The following is a 17,122-nucleotide window of genomic DNA, read 5'->3' on the forward strand; positions in this document are numbered from 1 at the left end:
TCGGGCTATCGACCGACTCAGTTCGTGTTGAACTTGCGCACTTCCATGAAGTTCACAGCCGTGCCGCTGAAGCGGGCCGGGTCGACCGAAGCGGTCTTGACGTTGAAACCTTCGGTATAGACGGTGGTCGGCTGCGCGCGCATCGTCTGGCTGACGAAACGTGGCGCCTTCACCTGCTTGGAGGCCATTTCCAGACGGGCATTGGTCAGCGCCCACTGCGAAATCATCTTCTGCGTCAGCTTCGGCTCGGTGCGAACAGTCGCGCGGCTGGCGTCCGCCGCGGCGGCTTCCTTGTGCGTCGGGCGGCCGCCCTTGGTGGGCAGACCCTGCGCCACGGCGTTTTCGGTGGCCGGCTCATCAAAGCCGTCGCCGAAGCTTGCCGATTTGGTCATCGGCGCCAAGGCTGCGAGTTCGAGCGGCGGTTTTGCGGCGGGCGCCTTTTGCGTCATCGCGGCGTTGATTGCCTGCTCCACCGTCATCTCAGGCGCATTTGCGGCGACCTGGTTTTCCCCACCCTTGTTCTGCTGGTCGAGCGCATCGGCGACGGCGGGAGACAGTCCGCCGTCCTGATCCGCCTCGTCGGCCTCGGCTTCCGGATCGGCATTGGCCGCAGCCAGAAGGTTCTCGGCAACGGCAGGGCGTTCGACCGGCGTCGGAACCGGCATTCCGCTCAGCATGGCAGGATCGGTCGATGCGAGCTCAGCATCGCCCGGCGCGCGGCGCTGGCCGAGAAGCGAGGGAACCGGAATGCTGTAGGCGCTGAGATCGGCGAATTGCTGCGGCTGGGCCTGATCGGCCGGAAGCGCTGCGACAAGGGCCTGTTGCGCGGCATTACCCGAAGGCGGTGCGACGAGCGCACTCGCCACGTCGCTGCCGGCCGGCTGGTTGCTGAATGCCGGGCGAACCTGCGGCACCGGCGCGTTCAGATCGGCGACTTCGGTCTGCTCCGGCTCGGCAGGCGCCTGTGCCGGCGCGGCCTTCGGCGGCGTCGCCTTGGCAACGGCAACAGGCGTCGAATCGTCCGAATCGTCTTCCTGCTCGTCCGCTCCGCCGCCAAACAGCGCAGCAAACAGCGTCTTATGCTTCGGCGCCGATTCGGAAGCGCTGGCGATTTCGATCTGCGTACCGCTGACACGGCGCTTATAGTCGGCCATCGCCTGCTGATAGCCAGGCAGCGGCTTGCCGTCAGCCGGGATATGAATGGTGTTGCCGTTCGGGAAAAGCCGAACCAGCTCGTCGCGGCTCATGCGCGGCCAGGCACGGACGCCGCCGACATCCATATGCACGAAGGGAGAGCCGGATTTCGGATAGAAGCCGACGCCGCCGACCTGCATCTTCATGCCGATCCCGCGCAATGTCGCAAGCTTGACGTCCGGAATGAAAAAGTCCATCGCCTTGCCGAGCATATGCTGGCTCTTTTCGGCGACGCCCGAGTTGCGCGAGCGGCCGCGCAGCATCTCGTTGGTACCCGGAGAACGGAAACCGCAGACGACGTTGATATAATCCCGCGAACCGCTCTGGCGATAAACTTCCCAGATCAGGTCGAACAGGCGCGGGTCCATCTTCGTTGGCTGGTTCTTGCGCCAGTCGCGCAGGAAGCGGTTCAGCTGCTCCAGGCCCTTGGGGTCGAACTTGCCGTTGCGCTTGTAGGTGATGACGGCTTTTTCGCCGGTATGGATGAAATAGAGCTTGAGGCTGCGGGTGTCCCCCGCTGCCTCGGAAGGTGTACTAACGAATACCGGTGAGGAAACCGCGAGCGCAAGAAGGGCGGCCACTGCCGTCCTTACTGCCTTTCCGCAAATGTCGGCGCACAACATACGCCAGCTCAAGCGCGAAGGCTTGGAATTCCCATTCAGATTCGGCAACTCGATCCCCGTCAGACAGACAATGTCCCGTACTGTCTCAGATGACTGTCAAATGCGGTCACACGATGGCAAAAATGCCACACATGATCAACCTTTTCTTTACATAGTGAACGAGCCACTAACAAGTGGTTTATGATCAGTAACAAATCGTGGTTGCCTTAGTCTTAATAAAAAGCGCTTAAGCCGCATCTTTCTGGGGATTATCGGGGTCTATGCCGTAATCTTTGAGCTTGCGATAAAGTGTGGACCGGCCGATGCCAAGTTTGCGCGCCACTTGACTCATCTGCCCACGATAGAATTTGAGCGCGAATCGGATGAGCTCCTCCTCGACATCGGCAAGCCTGCGCACGTCGCCGGCCGGATTGACGCTGGCGATCGCGTTTTCGGAGACTTCGGACAGACGGTGGTGCACCTCTCCGGAGATCGACGCCCTGAACTCCTCGCCATAGCTGTCGTCGGGATCGAGGCCGGTATTGTCGGCAACCAGCGCCAGGTGATCGACGACCTCGTATTCCGGAAGCTGGGCGGCGATCTGCGGGAAGTCCCCTTCGGTCAGCTCCGGCCCTTCGGCCAGAACGACCGCGCGGAAGATCGCATTTTCGAGCTGGCGGATGTTGCCCGGCCAGTCATAGGCGGTCAGCAGCGCCAGCGCGCCTGCGTTGACCGTCATGCGGCGGCCGTTCTTCTGCTCGCTGGAGAAGCGTTCGGCAAAGACGCGCACCAGATGCGGAATATCTTCCTTGCGCTTGCGCAGCGCCGGGATGGTGATCGGGAAGACGTTGAGGCGGTAGTAGAGATCCTCGCGGAAATGGCCGTTCTTGACCTCCTCGATCAGATCCTTGTTGGTCGCCGAGATCAGCCGGACATTGACCTTATGTGCGGTCCGTGCACCGACGGTCTCGATCTCGCCCTGCTGCACGGCGCGCAACAGCTTCACCTGCACCTCGAGCGGCAGGTCGCCGATCTCGTCTAGGAAGATGGTGCCGCCGTCGGCTTCCATGAATTTGCCGATATGGCGCTCGGTCGCGCCGGTAAAGGCGCCCTTCTCGTGGCCGAAGAGAATGCTCTCGACGAGATTGTGCGGGATCGCCCCGCAATTGACCGTGACGAAGGGCTTGTTCGAGCGGTCGCCGCCGGATTGGATGGCGCGCGCCACCAGTTCCTTGCCGACGCCGGATTCGCCTTCGAGCACGACCGGAATGTTGGACTGAGCCGCCCGCTGGGCGAGGTCGATGACGCGGAGCATCGCCGGGCTTGCCGAGACGATGTCATCGAAGCCGACCGAGCCGGAGCGCGACCGGCGTCCGGCCCGCGCCTTCACCTCGCGCTGATCGAGTTTCATCGCATTCGAGATCGACGTGGCGATGCGTTCGGGCGAAACCGGCTTGACGACGAAATCGAAGGCGCCGGCGCGCATTGCCTGCACCACGGTCTCGATGCCGCCCTGGCCCGTCTGCACGATGACGGGGATCTGCGTGCCGAATTCATGAAGCGCGTCGAGGAATTCGAGGCCGGTCATCTCCGGCATCATCAGGTCGAGCACGATGACGTTGAAAAGGCCGCTGTCGCGTTTGACCATTTCCAAGCCGATGCGGCCGTTTTCCGCCTGGTGCACGACATGGCCGTGACGCTCGATTGCGTTCTTGAGCAGGCGGCGCTGCACGGGGTCGTCCTCGACCACGAGAATTTGCCCTGCTCCCTTGAGCTCATTGTAACCGGTCATTGTCGCCTCACTTCATGCGAAACCATGAAGCGCACTCTGACAGCAAGGCTTGAACATCCAGTTTTGAGAAATAATTGCATTTTAACGATTGGAACGGGTCGTTTTCGTGCCGAAGCGAGGCCTTTCTTGCGCCGAAAGGCCCTTGATGCCGGGCCTTCTCGCGCTTATTCAAACAGACCTGTTATGAAAGTGGAGAGGAATTGCCCCATGAAAATCGCGCTCCCGCACGCACGCCTTCTTTTGTCGGCAGCAGCGCCGGCCGGGGCGGCCAATCCGGCGCTCGGCGATCTGCCGGTCTGGAAGCTGCAGGATCTTTATCCCTCCGCCACCTCGACCGCCTTCGTCGCCGACATGGAAAAGGCCGGCAAGGCTGCTATCGCCTTTGAGGAGAAGTGGAAGGGCAAACTCGCCGACGCCGCAACGAAGACCGGCACTGAGGGCATCGGCGCGGCGCTGAAGGAATATGAGGCGCTGGATGATATCATGGGCCGCCTCGGATCCTTCGCCGGCCTCACCTATTTCTCCGATACCACCGATCCGGCAAACGGCAAGCTCTACGGCGACGTGCAGACCAAGATCACCGAATTTTCCGGGCACCTGCTGTTTTTCGCACTCGAACTCAACCGCATCGACGACGCGGTGATCGACGCCAGCATGGCCAAAGACCCCGCTGCCGGCCACTATCGCCCCTGGCTGGTCGACCTCCGGAAAGACAAGCCCTACCAGCTCGACGACCGGCTGGAACAGCTCTTCCTCGAGAAGTCGATGACATCGGCCGCCGCCTTCAATCGCCTCTTCGACGAAACCATGGCGGAACTGCGCTATGAGATCGATGGCGAAAAAGTGCCGCTCGAAGTGGCGCTGAACATGCTGCAGGAGAAGGATCCCGACGTGCGCCGCAAGGCGGCCATGGCGCTTGCGGCAACCTTCAAGGCGAATATCCGCATCTTCACCCTGATCACCAATACGCTCGCCAAGGACAAGGATATTGCCGACCGCTGGCGCGGCTTCGAGGATATCGCCGACTCCCGGCATCTCGCAAACCGCGTCGAGCGCGAGGTCGTCGATGCGCTGGCCGCGGCCGTCCGCGAAGCCTATCCCCGCCTTTCGCACCGCTATTACAGGATGAAGGCGAAATGGCTCGGCATGGAGCAGATGAATTTCTGGGATCGCAACGCGCCGCTGCCGGAAACCTCCAGCGCCGTCATTTCCTGGCCCGAGGCGAAGGACACGGTGCTTTCGGCCTATGGCAATTTCGCCCCCGAAATGGCTGATATCGCCAGGCGCTTCTTCGACGAACAATGGATCGACGCCCCAGTTCGCCCCGGCAAGGCGCCCGGCGCCTTCGCCCATCCGACGGTTCCCTCGGCCCATCCCTATGTGCTCGTCAATTATATGGGCAAGCCGCGCGACGTGATGACGCTTGCCCATGAGCTCGGCCATGGCGTGCACCAGGTTCTCGCCGGCGCGCAAGGGGCGCTGATGTGCCAGACGCCGCTGACGCTTGCCGAAACCGCCTCCGTCTTCGGCGAGATGCTGACCTTCCGCGCGCTTCTGGAAAAGACCAGCGACAAGCGTGAGCGCAAGGCGATGCTCGCCCAGAAGGTCGAGGACATGATCAACACGGTCGTCCGCCAGATCGCCTTCTATGAATTCGAGCGCAAGCTGCACACCGCCCGCAAGGCAGGGGAACTCACAGCCGACGACATCGGCGAACTCTGGCTCTCCGTCCAGTCGGAAAGCCTCGGGCCGGCAATCAGCATTTCGGAAGGATACGAGACCTATTGGGCCTATATCCCCCACTTCATCCACTCGCCCTTCTATGTCTATGCCTATGCCTTCGGCGATTGCCTGGTGAATTCGCTCTATGCCGTCTACCAGAAGGCCGAGACCGGTTTCCAGGCGAAGTATTTCGAACTGCTGAAGGCCGGCGGCACCAAGCATCACTCGGAACTTTTGAAGCCCTTTGGCCTCGACGCCACCGATCCGTCGTTCTGGAGCCAGGGCCTGTCGATGATCGAAGGGCTGATCGACGAATTGGAGGCTTTGGATAAGGGCTGAGAGAGGCGAGTCCCTTCTCCCCTTGGGGAGAAGGTGCCGGCAGGCGGATGAGGGGGCCACACGGCAGAACCTCTCCTTCGCATACGTTCAGGACGTCGCTTCGCTCCACCCTCTGCCCTTCGGGCATCTTCTCCCCGAGGGGGAGAAGAGGGAAAATATCTGACGCTCCCAATCGCATCTGAGCAATGAGGAGCAGAACAAACCGAAAGCGTTGCGTGGCCGATCAACCCTATATTCTCTTCCGCGACGACACATCAGGCCAGGTGATGCTTTTCGCCGAACCGGCGGAGATCATCGTCGCGCGAACGCGCGCCGAATTCTTTGCCGGCCTTGTCAGAATGGAACAGGCCAAAGCCGAGGGCAAATGGCTCGCCGGCTATATCGCCTACGAGGCCGGATATCTGTTCGAGGAGAAACTCGCCTCCTTCGCTCGGGAAGATCGCGAAACCCCGCTCCTCTCCTTCGGCGTCTTCGATGCTCCGCAGCCGGACACACACCCGCTTGCCCAACCGAAACAGCGCCTCGAAAACGAAGAGTTCCTCACCGCCCCGCAAGCCGCCTGGGATTTCCCTATATATAAAGAGCGCTTCGACCGTCTGCATGAGCACCTGCGGCTCGGCGACGCCTATCAGGCGAACCTCACCATGCCGGTCCAGGCCCGCTGGAACGGCGATCCCCGTGCCGCCTTCTGGTCGCTGATCGAACGCCAGCCGGTCAAATACGGCGCGCTCGTCGATCTCGGCGGCCCGCTCATCCTGTCGCGGTCGCCGGAACTGTTCTTCCGCACCGATGAAGAGGGCTGGATCGAGACCCATCCGATGAAGGGCACGGCGAAACGCGGCGCCACCGCCGCCGAGGATGCCGAAATCGTCGAGACCATGCGCCGCGATATCAAGACGCAGGCGGAAAACCGCATGATCGTCGATCTCTTGCGCAACGATATCTCCCGTATCACCGAGGTCGGCACGCTCGATGTCCCGAAGCTCTTCGACATCGAGACCTATCCGACCGTCCACCAGATGGTCAGCCATGTGCAGGCCAGACTGCGCCCCGGCCTTTCGATCCGCGACATCTTTGCCGCCCTCTTTCCCTGCGGTTCGATCACCGGCGCACCGAAGGATGCGGGCGATGGAAATCCTCCATACACTCGAGGATGCTCCCCGCGACGCCTATTGCGGTGCGATCGGCATGATTTCGCCCAGCGGCGCCATGCGGTTTTCCGTCGCCATCCGCACCATCACGCTTTTCGAAGGCGGCAAGGCCGTCTTCAATGTCGGCGGCGGCATCGTCTTCGATTCCACAGCCGAGGCCGAATATGAGGAATGCTTGCTCAAGGCCCGCTTCGCCGTCGGCGACCAGTGGATTGCGCGATGATCGAATTTTCGCTGATCGAAACGCTGCGCTGGCAGCCCGGCGACGGCTTTATCCGCCTGCGGCTGCATCTCGCCCGGCTTTCCCGCTCCGCCCGTCGCCTTGGCTTCCCGCAGCCGATCGATGCGGTGGCCAGCCTTGACGCAGCCGTTGCAGATGCCGCCGGTCCGCTGCGCCTCCGCCTGACCTTCGACACCCAAGGCCGCATCGAGGTGACGAGCGCCGCCTTCGTCCCGCTGGCACCCGACACCACGTGGACCGTCCGCATTGCCGAGACCCGTCTCGATTCCACCGACAAGCTGCTGCGTTTCAAGACGACGCGACGCGCCGTGTACGAGGCCGCGCGCGCCGAATATACCCCTGCCGAGGCCGATGACGTCATCCTCTTGAACGAGCGTGGCGAAGTCTGCGAGGGCACCATCACCTCCGTCTTCCTGGACGACGGGAACGGCATGCTGCGTACCCCGCCGATCTCCTGCGGCCTGCTTGCCGGCGTGCTGCGCACCGAGCTCATCTGCGCGCGCAAGGCCCGTGTCGGCCGCCTCACCCTTGCCGATCTCGATGCCGGCACGCTTTATATCGGCAATTCGCTGCGCGGCCTGATCCGTGCCAACCTCATCAGGAACTGACCATGTTCATTCTCTCCCTCACCTATCTCAAATCCAACGGCGAAGCCGACAGGCACATGGAGCCGCATATGGCCTGGGTGAAGGAAGGTTATGCCAAGGGCTGGTTCCTCGCCTCCGGCCGCAAGGTGCCGCGCACCGGCGGCGCGATCCTCGCAATCGGCGAGCGCGCCGCAATCGAGGCCTATGTCGCCGCCGATCCCTTCACCCTTCACGGCGTCGCCGAATACGACATCACCGAGCTTGCCGTGACGACGACGGTCGAAGGACTGGAAATCCTGAAACGCTGATTTTGCAGGAGTTGGTCGGATGATCTCGACGGCATGCGTGAAGAATATTGACAATATATGCTACGCTACACACAATTGAAGAAGGTGAAGGACCCGCCAATCGCCTCAGGTAGCATTCACGTAAAGGTTAGCGGCGCGCTGCAGGATCACATCCAACAGCAGATAGGCGATGGCGGCTTGTATGAAAACGCGAGCGAATACATCCGCGCTTTGATCCGCCGCGATTTGCAGACCCGCGACGAGGCATGGGATGTCCTGCAAAAGGAACTCGCGCCCGCGATGCGGGCCGCCGACAGTGAGTTTATCACCGTCACCGCCGAGGACGTTATTGGCCGCAATAAGCGCCGCTGATCATGGTTGCTTATCGCTTCTATCCGCGCGCTGATGTCGCTCAGGATACCATTTGGCGCGATACGTTCGAGAGGTGGGGAGAGACGCAGGCGGATGCGTATATACTCGGGCTGCACGGGCAACTGCAACGCTTGTGCGAGAACCGGCTGATCTGGCGTCTACTTCCGCAGCGCCTGGTGGTTCCTGCCGATATCAAGCGTTACGAAAACCGCTATATTTTCTTTCGTGAACTCGAAAACGGCGACACTGGCGTGATGAGCATTCTTCACGAGCGGATGAATCTGCCGGTACGGCTCAGAGAGGACTTGGCGGCCCTTTACGCCAATCCGACCTCTCGCCCGCCCGATATTTGAGCTTTCCCCCTCAACACTCTTTATTGTGACGCCGATTTGTGGTTAGAGCCGGTCACCTCGCAATTTCTGCGGCAATTTCAAAAGAATTCTTCAGGCTGAACGCCTTCGTCCTCTTCCACAGGAGAAAAGAATGACGGAACAGAACTATCCGGTATATGCCGAAATTACCGGTCCGATCGTGATGATCGGCTTTGGCTCCATCGGCCGCGGCACCCTGCCCCTGATCGAGCGCCACTTCAAATTCGACAAGAGCCGGATGGTCGTCATCGACCCGCGCGAAGAGCCCTCCGACATGGAGATCCTCAAGAAGCACGGCGTTCGCCATATCAAGGAATATGTCACCAAGGACAATTACAAGGAGCTGCTGAAGCCGCTGCTGACCGAAGGCGAAGGCCAGGGTTTCTGCGTCAACCTCTCGGTCGACACCTCCTCGCTCGACCTTATCAAGCTCTGCCGCAAGCATGACGTGCTCTACGTCGATACCGTCGTCGAACCCTGGCTCGGCTTCTATTTCGACAAGGGCATGAGCAATGCCGACCGCACCAACTATGCGCTGCGCGAAACCGTGCGCAAGGAAAAGGCGAAGAACCCGGGCGGCGCCACCGCCGTTTCCACTTGCGGCGCCAATCCCGGCATGGTTTCCTGGTTCGTCAAGCAGGCGCTCGTCAACCTCGCCAACGACACCGGCCTGAAGTTCGACGAACCGGACCAGCACGATCGCGAAGGCTGGGCCAAGCTCATGAAGAAGCTCGGCGTCAAGGGCGTCCACATCGCCGAGCGCGACACCCAGCGCACCAAGCACCCGAAGCCGCTCAACGTCTTCTGGAACACCTGGTCCGTCGAAGGCTTCATCTCCGAAGGCCTGCAGCCGGCCGAACTCGGCTGGGGCACCCATGAAGAATGGATGCCGAAGAACGCCAAGAAGCACAAGAAGGGCAACAAGGCGGCGATCTACCTGGAGCAGCCGGGCGCCAACACACGCGTGCGCACCTGGTGCCCGACGCCCGGCCCGCAATATGGCTTCCTCGTCACCCACAATGAGTCGATCTCGATCGCCGACTACTTCACCGTTCGCGACAAGGACGGCGAAGTGACTTTCCGCCCGACCTGCCACTATGCCTACCATCCGGCCAACGACGCCGTGCTCTCGCTTCACGAGATGTTCGGCAATGGCGGCACGCCGCAGCCGGTCCATCACGTTCTCGACGAGGACGAGTTGGAAGACGGCATCGACGAACTCGGCGTCCTGCTCTACGGCCACGAGAAGAACGCCTACTGGTTTGGCTCGCGTCTGTCGCTGGAAGAAACGCGCCGCATCGCGCCCTATCAGAACGCCACCGGCCTGCAGGTCACCTCAGCCGTTCTCGCCGGCATGGTCTGGGCGCTGGAAAACCCGAAGGCCGGCATCGTCGAAGCCGACGAGATCGATTACAAGCGCTGCCTCGAAGTGCAGATGCCTTATCTCGGCCCGGTCGAAGGACATTACACCGACTGGACCCCGCTCGATGGCCGCCCGGGCCTGTTCCCCGAGGATATCGACACCAAGGATCCGTGGCAGTTCAGGAACATTCTCGTGCGCTGAGATCGCTCAGCGCGAGTTTGAAAATGCCCGCCGCAAGGCGGGCATTTTTGTAACGCCTGCTGTCTAAATGCCGCCCGGCACCCCGCCAAGGCTTGCCTTCGCGGCGGTCGCACGCCATGTTTTGCCCCAACTTGGCGGCTGTCCGCCGCGCAGATTCCCTGGAGAAGCCTTATGAAAATCAGAACTGGTCTCGTTCTTGTCGGTGCAGCGGCCGCTCTTGCCGCCTGCGTTTCGCCAGAGCCGCGCCGCCTGCCGGTTGCAAACGCACCGGCCGCCACCGGCGTCGAAGGCAACTGGAGCGATCCGAACGGCATCGTCTCCACCTTCCAGGGCGGTAGCTTCACCACCCGCACGACCGACAGCAACCAGCTCCTTGCCTCGGGCACCTATATCAATACCTCGCCGACCCTGGTCGAGATCAACATGACCTCGCTGGTGCGCAAGACCCAGTCCAAGGTCAATTGCGCCCTCGTCAACCCGAGCCAGCTCAACTGCACCTCCGATTCCGGCGCACAATTCACACTTTCCCGCCGAGGCTGAAGATAAGGCGATAGGCTAAGCACACCATGCGCGCCCTCGCCGGTTACCTCGTCCTCCTGCTCGCGCTGCCGCTTGCAGCACTTGCCGTCCTTTTTCCGGCCAACGTCTATCGTGCTCAGGGCATCGCCGCTCTCGATTGCGACGGACCGCTGCAGGTGCTGATCTTGGCCGTGCCGACAATATTGATCTATGGCGCCGGCGCGCTCTTTGCCTATCGGGCCGGCCGGCGCTTTCACCGCCTCGTTTTTCTTCTGTGTCTGATCATCGCCCTCGCGACCGTTCTGAATATCGCGGAGGCCGTGCACGAACTCTACCGAAACGCCGCCGACGGCGAATGCCTGTCATAGCTCCCGGCTTTTTTGCCCCGCCCCCTTGGAAAGCGCCTGGCCTGGCCCAGCTTTCTCTTGCGGTCGCCCATCGTCTGATGGAACATCCGCAGGCCGGGAACCGCCCCGGCGGATTAGGAAGGGATCGGCGAGGATCAGGGGGATCTCTCGCCTCAATCAGGAGAACAGGGATGACGAAGTCTTTCAGCTTCGGTCTTTTGACCGCGTCCATGCTGGCGCTGAGCACGGGCGCCGCTTTTGCGGATTACGAACTCAATATTCTTCATATCAACGATTTCCATTCACGCATCGAATCGATCAACAAGTTCGACTCCACCTGCTCGACCGAGGAAGAAGGCAAGAAGGAATGCTTCGGCGGTGCTGCCCGCCTGAAGACCGCGATCGACCAGCGCCGTCAGGCGCTTTCCGGCAAGAATGTCCTCCTGCTGAATGCCGGCGACAATTTCCAGGGCTCGCTGTTCTACACGACCTATAAGGGCGCGGCCGAAGCCGAATTCCTCAACCTGATGAAGTTCGACGCCATGACCGTCGGCAACCATGAATTCGACGACAGCGAGGACGGGCTTGCGACCTTCCTCGACAAGGTGCAATTCCCCGTCGTCACCGCGAACGTCAAGGCGACAGCCGCCTCAAAGCTCGGCGACCGCATCAAGCCCTCGCTGGTGCTCGATGTCGGCGGCCAGAAGATCGGCATCGTCGGCGCCGTCACCAATGACACCGCCGAACTATCCTCCCCCGGCCCGAACGTCACGATATCAGATGACGTCCAGGCCATTACGTCAGCCGTTCAGGATCTGAAGGGCCAGGGCGTCAACAAGATCATCGCGCTGACCCATGTCGGCTATCCCCGCGACCTCGCTTTGATCGCCAAGATCCCGGATGTCGACATCGTCGTCGGCGGCCATTCCCACAGCCTGCTCTCCAATACCGACCCCAAGGCCGAAGGCCCCTATCCGACGATGGTCGACAATCCGGGCGGCTACAAGGTGCCGGTCGTCCAGGCCGCCTCCTACAGCAAGTATCTCGGCGATCTCGTCGTCAATTTCGACGATAGCGGCGTCGTCAAGGATGCCAAGGGCGATCCGATCCTGATCGATTCCAGCTTTACGCCCGATCCGGCTGTCGTTGCCCGCATCGCGGAACTCGCCAAACCGATCGAGGAACTGCGCAAGAAGGTCATCGGCTCCTCCGACGCCCCGATCGACGGCGACCGCAAGGTCTGCCGCGTCAAGGAATGCTCGATGGGCAATCTGGTGGCCGATGCCATGCTCGACCGCACGAAGAACCAGGGTGTTGCCATCGCTTTCCAGAACGGCGGCGGCCTGCGCGCGTCGATCGACGGCGGCGAGGTCACCCAGGGCGAAGTCATCACCGTCCTGCCCTTCCAGAACACGCTCGCCACTTTCGAGGCCACCGGCGCAGATGTCGTCAAGGCGCTCGAAAACGGCGTCAGCCAGATCGATCAGGGCGCCGGCCGCTTCCCGCAGGTCGCCGGCCTGAAATTCTCCTTCGACCAGTCCAAGCCTGTCGGCAGCCGCGTCAGCGATGTCCAGGTGAAGGAGGGCGACACCTTCGCTCCGATCGACCAGGCCAAGACCTACAAAGTCGCCACCAACAATTTCATGCGCGCCGGCGGCGACGGCTATTCGATCTTCAAGGAAGGCAAGAACGCCTATGATTTCGGTCCGGATCTGGCCGACGTGACCGCCGAATATCTGGCCGCCCACTCGCCCTATAAGCCCTATACCGACGGCCGCGTCACCGAAAACGGCGCGGCAGTGGCGCAGGCACCGGCTGCCGAACCGGCCGCTCCCGCACCAGCAACGCCGGCAGCCCCTGCACGAACCACAGAACCTGCCCCCGCTCCTGCTGCACCGGCAACGCCTGCGCCTGCGGCACCGGCAGCACCAACCCCGGCAACACCAGCAACGCCTGCACCCGCCGCGGAGCCGACACCGGCGCCGGCAGCCTCCGCACCTGCCGCAACGACGCCGTCCACCCACGTCATCGCCGCCGGCGACACCTTCTGGGATCTCGCCGTGACCTTCTATGGCGACGGCACGTTGTGGCGGAAGCTTTCGGAGGCCAACGGCAGTCCGAACCCGCGTCACCTGACGGTCGGCAAGGAGATCGAGGTTCCCGCCAAGTAAGACGATTTGTCCCGATGGCACTGGCCGGCCCGGGCTTTCCCGGGCCGGCTTTTCTTTCTATAGGGTGAACCACGATCTCGGGGCTGCGTATGAGCCGACGAGACAAAAGAGCATTGGGACCAGAATGACAGCAGATACTTCACTCCGCCCGGCAGACCATCCGGCCGTCAAGTCAGGCAAGGTCGGTGTCCTGCTGGTCAATCTCGGCACGCCCGATGGCACCGACTACACGTCGATGCGCCGCTATCTCCGGGAATTCCTGACCGATCGCCGCGTCATCGAATGGTCGCCGTGGAAGTGGTATCCGATCCTGTTCGGTGTCGTGCTCAACACCCGCCCGCGGAAAGTCGGCAAAGCCTATGAGCTGATCTGGAACAAGGAGAAGAACGAAAGTTATCTCCGCACCTATACGCGCAACCAGTCCGAGCTGATGGCCGAGCGCCTGAAGGATCTGGCGACGGTCAAAGTGGATTGGGCGATGCGCTACGGCACGCCGTCGATCGCCTCGCGCATCGAGGCGCTGAAGCAAGAAGGCTGCGACCGTATCGTGCTCTTCCCGCTTTATCCGCAATATGCGGCGGCAACGACCGCCACCGTCAACGACAAGGCGTTCCAGAAGCTGCTTTCAATGCGCTGGCAGCCGGCATTGCGCACCGTGCCCGACTATCACGACGACGAGACCTATATCGAAGCGCTCGCGAAGTCCGTTGAAAAACATCTTACGACGCTCGACTGGCAGCCGGAGATGCTGCTCGCCTCCTTCCACGGCATTCCGATGTCCTACTTCAAGCAGGGCGATCCCTATTACTGCCAATGCCAGAAGACCGGCCGGCTGCTGCGCGAGCGGCTGGGGCTGACCAAGGAAAACTTCATGGTCACCTTCCAGTCCCGCTTCGGGCCGGAGGAATGGCTGCAGCCCTATACCGACAAGACGGTGGAGAAGCTCGCCCAAGACGGCGTCAAGCGCATCGCCGTCATCAATCCGGGCTTCGTTTCCGACTGTCTGGAAACGCTTGAGGAGATCGCCGAACAGGCCGCCCATTCCTTCCATGAGAATGGCGGCGAGAAGTTTGCACATATCCCCTGCCTCAACGACGGCGAGGACGGCATGAAGGTGCTGGAAAAGGTCGTCCGCCGCGAATTGCAGGGCTGGATCTGAGAGATCCCACGCTGAAAAATCTGCCCTGACTCATCCTTCTTTTCCTAGGAGGCGGGGCATCCGTGGGTCATTTCTTCCTCGCAAAGAACATGCTACCTCACCACATCAGTTGTGAGGCGCGCTGCATGCGCCGATAGGAGGAATTCATGCTGTTCGGCGGCTTCGATATCGTCGTGATCGTACTGGTTATCTTCGTCATCCTGGTGCTTTTTGCCGGGATCAAGACCGTGCCGCAGGGCTATCGCTATACGATCGAGCGCTTCGGCCGCTACACCCGTACGCTGGAGCCGGGCCTCAACCTCATCACCCCCTTCATCGAGCGCGTCGGCGCCCGGTTGAACGTGATGGAGCAGGTGCTGAACGTGCCGACCCAGGAGGTGATCACCAAGGACAATGCCTCGGTTTCGGCCGATGCCGTCGCCTTCTATCAAGTGCTGAACGCTGCCCAGTCCGCCTATCAGGTTGCCAATCTCGAAAACGCTATCCTCAATCTGACAATGACCAATATCCGCTCGGTCATGGGCTCGATGGATCTCGATGAGCTGCTTTCCAACCGCGATGCGATCAACGACCGGCTGCTGCGCGTCGTCGACGAGGCCGTGCAGCCCTGGGGCATCAAGGTCACCCGCGTCGAAATCAAGGACATCCAGCCGCCCCGCGATCTCGTCGATGCGATGGCCCGGCAGATGAAGGCCGAGCGCGAGAAACGCGCCCAGGTGCTGGAAGCCGAGGGCTCACGCAACGCCCAGATTCTAAGGGCCGAAGGCGCCAAGCAATCCGCCATTCTCCAGGCTGAAGGCCAGCGCGAGGCCGCCTTCCGCAATGCCGAAGCCCGGGAGCGCCTGGCCGAGGCCGAAGCCAAGGCGACGAAGATGGTTTCCGAAGCCATTGCCGCCGGCGACATTCAGGCGATCAACTATTTTGTCGCGCAGAAATACACCGAGGCGCTCACCGCGATCGGTTCGGCATCCAATTCCAAGATCGTGATGATGCCGATGGAAGCCTCTTCCATCCTGAGCTCGCTCGGCGGCATCGGCGCCATTGCCCGCGAAGTGTTCGGCGATGGCGGCAACAACCCGGCTTCGCCGCCACCCCTGCCGCGTCCCCGCCCGGCCCCAGCGCGCTCGACGCCACCGATCAACCCGTCGACCCCCAATCCTTTCAATCCCGATCAGGAGCGCTAAGCCATGCTGGCGAAGATCGTCGCCGAACTTGGTCCGTGGAGCTGGTGGGTCGCGGGACTGGTGCTGCTCGCCGCGGAAATGATCGTGCCCGGCTTCTTCCTGGTCTGGATCGGCCTTGCCGCCTTGATCGTCGGTGCGCTGTCGCTCCTCTTCTGGGACAGCGCTTTCTGGGTCTGGGAGCTGCAGGCGATCCTTTTTGCGCTGCTAGCCGTCGCCACGACCTTTGCCGGTCGTCGGCTGACGCTGCGCAATTCGACGACCGACGAGCCCTTCCTCAATCAGCGCGGCGCCAGCCTCGTCGGCCGCACGGCGACGCTGCACGAACCGATCCGCGAGGGCCGCGGCCGCATCCGCCTCGACGATACGCTATGGCAGGTGATGGGACCGGACCTGCCGGCGGGAACACAGGTGAAGGTGGTGTCGAGCAACGGCCGCGACCTGACGGTCGAGCCCGTCTGATCAAACAGCTCTGATCAGGCGACGCCGATCCGCAGCAGATCGTGGAAATGCACCAGCCCGACCGGCCGGTGGTCGTCGTCGATAACGATCAGCGCGCCGATATGATGCTGGTTGAGCAGCGCCAGCGCGGCAGTCGCCAGCATCGTCGGCTTCACCGTCTTCGGCGTCCGCGTCATGATGTCGTCGACGGCAAGCTCTGAAAGATTGCGGGTCAGGTTGCGCGCCATGTCGCCTTCGGTGACGATGCCACAGAGCCGCCCATCCCCGTCAAGCACGCCGACGCAGCCGAAATGCTTGCGCGACAGCACCGTGATCGCCTCCGGCATCGGTGTGCCCTTGGCAACGAGCGGCAGCCGCTCGCCGGTATGCATGATATCGGCGACATGCATCAGACTTGCGCCTAATTTGCCGCCGGGATGGAACACGTGGAAATCCGTGGCGGTAAAGCCGCGCGCTTCCAACAGCGCCACCGCCAGCGCATCACCCATCGCAAGCTGCATCAGCGTCGAGGTCGTCGGCGCCAACCCATTCGGGCAGGCCTCCTGCTCGTTCGGCACGAGAAGGACGATATCGGCGGCGGTTGCAAGCGAGGAACTGTCGCTGCAAGTGATCGCGATCAGCGGAATTGAGAAACGCCGCGTGAAGGAAATGATGCTCTTGAGTTCGGCGCTCTCGCCGCCTTTGGAAATCGCCAACACGACGTCGTCGGTCGCGATCATGCCGAGATCGCCGTGATTGGCCTCCGCCGCATGCACGAAAAAGGCAGGCGTCCCGGTTGAAGCGAACGTCGCCGCAAGCTTGGCGCCGATATGACCGCTTTTGCCGACGCCGGTGACGATGACACGCCCGGAGATATCTCCGATGGTTTCGACGGCGCGGGTGAAAGGACCGGCCAATCCATTGTCGAAGGCCTGTTCGAGCGCTTCAAGGCCGCGTCTTTCGGTCTCTATCGTGCGTTTTGCCGATTCGAGCACGCTGTTTTCAACGAGGTTTATCGCTCTTCTGTTCATGAAGCTGCGTTAGACCTTTTCACTTTCCAAGTCCACCCCGCACTCTTTCCG

At 61.8% G+C, this 17,122-nt stretch carries 15 protein-coding genes and 1 pseudogene; 13 read left to right on the forward strand and 3 right to left on the reverse strand.

Annotated elements, in window-relative coordinates:
* Positions 1–17: 17 nt before the first annotated feature.
* Together FHX14_RS15055 and FHX14_RS15060 are read right to left on the reverse strand one after the other, a co-directional pair.
* Complete coding sequence (locus tag FHX14_RS15055; protein ID WP_184377658.1) at positions 18–1,865, reverse strand: DUF882 domain-containing protein; 1,848 nt, start codon at positions 1,863–1,865, stop codon at positions 18–20.
* Between the two features lie 178 nt (positions 1,866–2,043).
* Positions 2,044–3,588 carry a sigma-54 dependent transcriptional regulator gene (locus tag FHX14_RS15060; protein ID WP_003585777.1) on the reverse strand — a complete coding sequence of 515 codons (1,545 nt, stop codon included), beginning with the start codon at positions 3,586–3,588 and terminating at the stop codon, positions 2,044–2,046.
* 207 nt (positions 3,589–3,795) lie between these two features.
* On the opposite strand from FHX14_RS15060, the gene FHX14_RS15065 reads away from it, so the two are divergent.
* The 13 genes and pseudogenes from FHX14_RS15065 (at position 3,796) to FHX14_RS15125 (ending at position 16,061) form a co-directional block, all read left to right on the forward strand.
* Entirely contained in the window at positions 3,796–5,649 is a 1,854-nt protein-coding gene (locus tag FHX14_RS15065) for a M3 family oligoendopeptidase (RefSeq protein WP_184377659.1), read from the forward strand.
* 185 nt (positions 5,650–5,834) lie between these two features.
* Positions 5,835–7,023, forward strand: a pseudogene (locus FHX14_RS15070) (aminodeoxychorismate synthase component I).
* Positions 7,020–7,649 carry an aminotransferase class IV family protein gene (locus FHX14_RS15075; protein WP_184377660.1) on the forward strand — a complete coding sequence of 210 codons (630 nt, stop codon included), beginning with the start codon at positions 7,020–7,022 and terminating at the stop codon, positions 7,647–7,649. Before FHX14_RS15070 ends, FHX14_RS15075 begins: the two are co-directional and overlap by 4 nt.
* 2 nt (positions 7,650–7,651) lie before the next feature.
* Positions 7,652–7,936: a YciI family protein gene (locus tag FHX14_RS15080; RefSeq protein WP_184377661.1), complete on the forward strand. Its 285-nt coding sequence runs from the start codon at positions 7,652–7,654 to the stop codon at positions 7,934–7,936.
* 99 nt (positions 7,937–8,035) lie between these two features.
* Positions 8,036–8,287 carry a transcriptional regulator gene (locus FHX14_RS15085; protein ID WP_184377757.1) on the forward strand — a complete coding sequence of 84 codons (252 nt, stop codon included), beginning with the start codon at positions 8,036–8,038 and terminating at the stop codon, positions 8,285–8,287.
* A gap of 2 nt (positions 8,288–8,289) precedes the next feature.
* A complete protein-coding gene (locus FHX14_RS15090) occupies positions 8,290–8,640 on the forward strand; it encodes a type II toxin-antitoxin system RelE/ParE family toxin (RefSeq protein WP_184377662.1) in 351 nt (116 codons plus the stop codon).
* 130 nt (positions 8,641–8,770) lie between these two features.
* Entirely contained in the window at positions 8,771–10,222 is a 1,452-nt protein-coding gene (locus tag FHX14_RS15095; RefSeq protein ID WP_003585787.1) for a homospermidine synthase, read from the forward strand.
* 171 nt (positions 10,223–10,393) lie between these two features.
* Complete coding sequence (gene omp10 / locus FHX14_RS15100) at positions 10,394–10,762, forward strand: outer membrane lipoprotein Omp10 (RefSeq protein ID WP_012558911.1); 369 nt, start codon at positions 10,394–10,396, stop codon at positions 10,760–10,762.
* A 26-nt stretch (positions 10,763–10,788) separates the two neighbouring features.
* Entirely contained in the window at positions 10,789–11,109 is a 321-nt protein-coding gene (locus FHX14_RS15105) for a hypothetical protein (RefSeq protein ID WP_183698043.1), read from the forward strand.
* A 170-nt stretch (positions 11,110–11,279) separates the two neighbouring features.
* A complete protein-coding gene (locus FHX14_RS15110; RefSeq protein WP_184377663.1) occupies positions 11,280–13,259 on the forward strand; it encodes a bifunctional UDP-sugar hydrolase/5'-nucleotidase in 1,980 nt (659 codons plus the stop codon).
* Between the two features lie 124 nt (positions 13,260–13,383).
* Positions 13,384–14,418, forward strand: coding sequence for a ferrochelatase (gene hemH / locus FHX14_RS15115; protein WP_184377664.1), 1,035 nt, complete (start codon positions 13,384–13,386; stop codon positions 14,416–14,418).
* Between the two features lie 146 nt (positions 14,419–14,564).
* Entirely contained in the window at positions 14,565–15,602 is a 1,038-nt protein-coding gene (locus FHX14_RS15120; RefSeq protein ID WP_054185104.1) for an SPFH domain-containing protein, read from the forward strand.
* A gap of 3 nt (positions 15,603–15,605) precedes the next feature.
* Entirely contained in the window at positions 15,606–16,061 is a 456-nt protein-coding gene (locus FHX14_RS15125; RefSeq protein WP_184377665.1) for an NfeD family protein, read from the forward strand.
* A 14-nt stretch (positions 16,062–16,075) separates the two neighbouring features.
* Here the strand turns inward: FHX14_RS15125 and FHX14_RS15130 are convergent, their stop codons facing one another.
* The gene (locus FHX14_RS15130; protein ID WP_184377666.1) at positions 16,076–17,071 is read right to left on the reverse strand and encodes a KpsF/GutQ family sugar-phosphate isomerase; all 996 of its coding nucleotides are present in this window, start codon (positions 17,069–17,071) and stop codon (positions 16,076–16,078) included.
* Positions 17,072–17,122: the final 51 nt, after the last annotated feature.

It is taken from the genome of Rhizobium sp. BK619 (genome assembly GCF_014195245.1).
GTDB lineage: Bacteria > Pseudomonadota > Alphaproteobacteria > Rhizobiales > Rhizobiaceae > Rhizobium > Rhizobium acidisoli.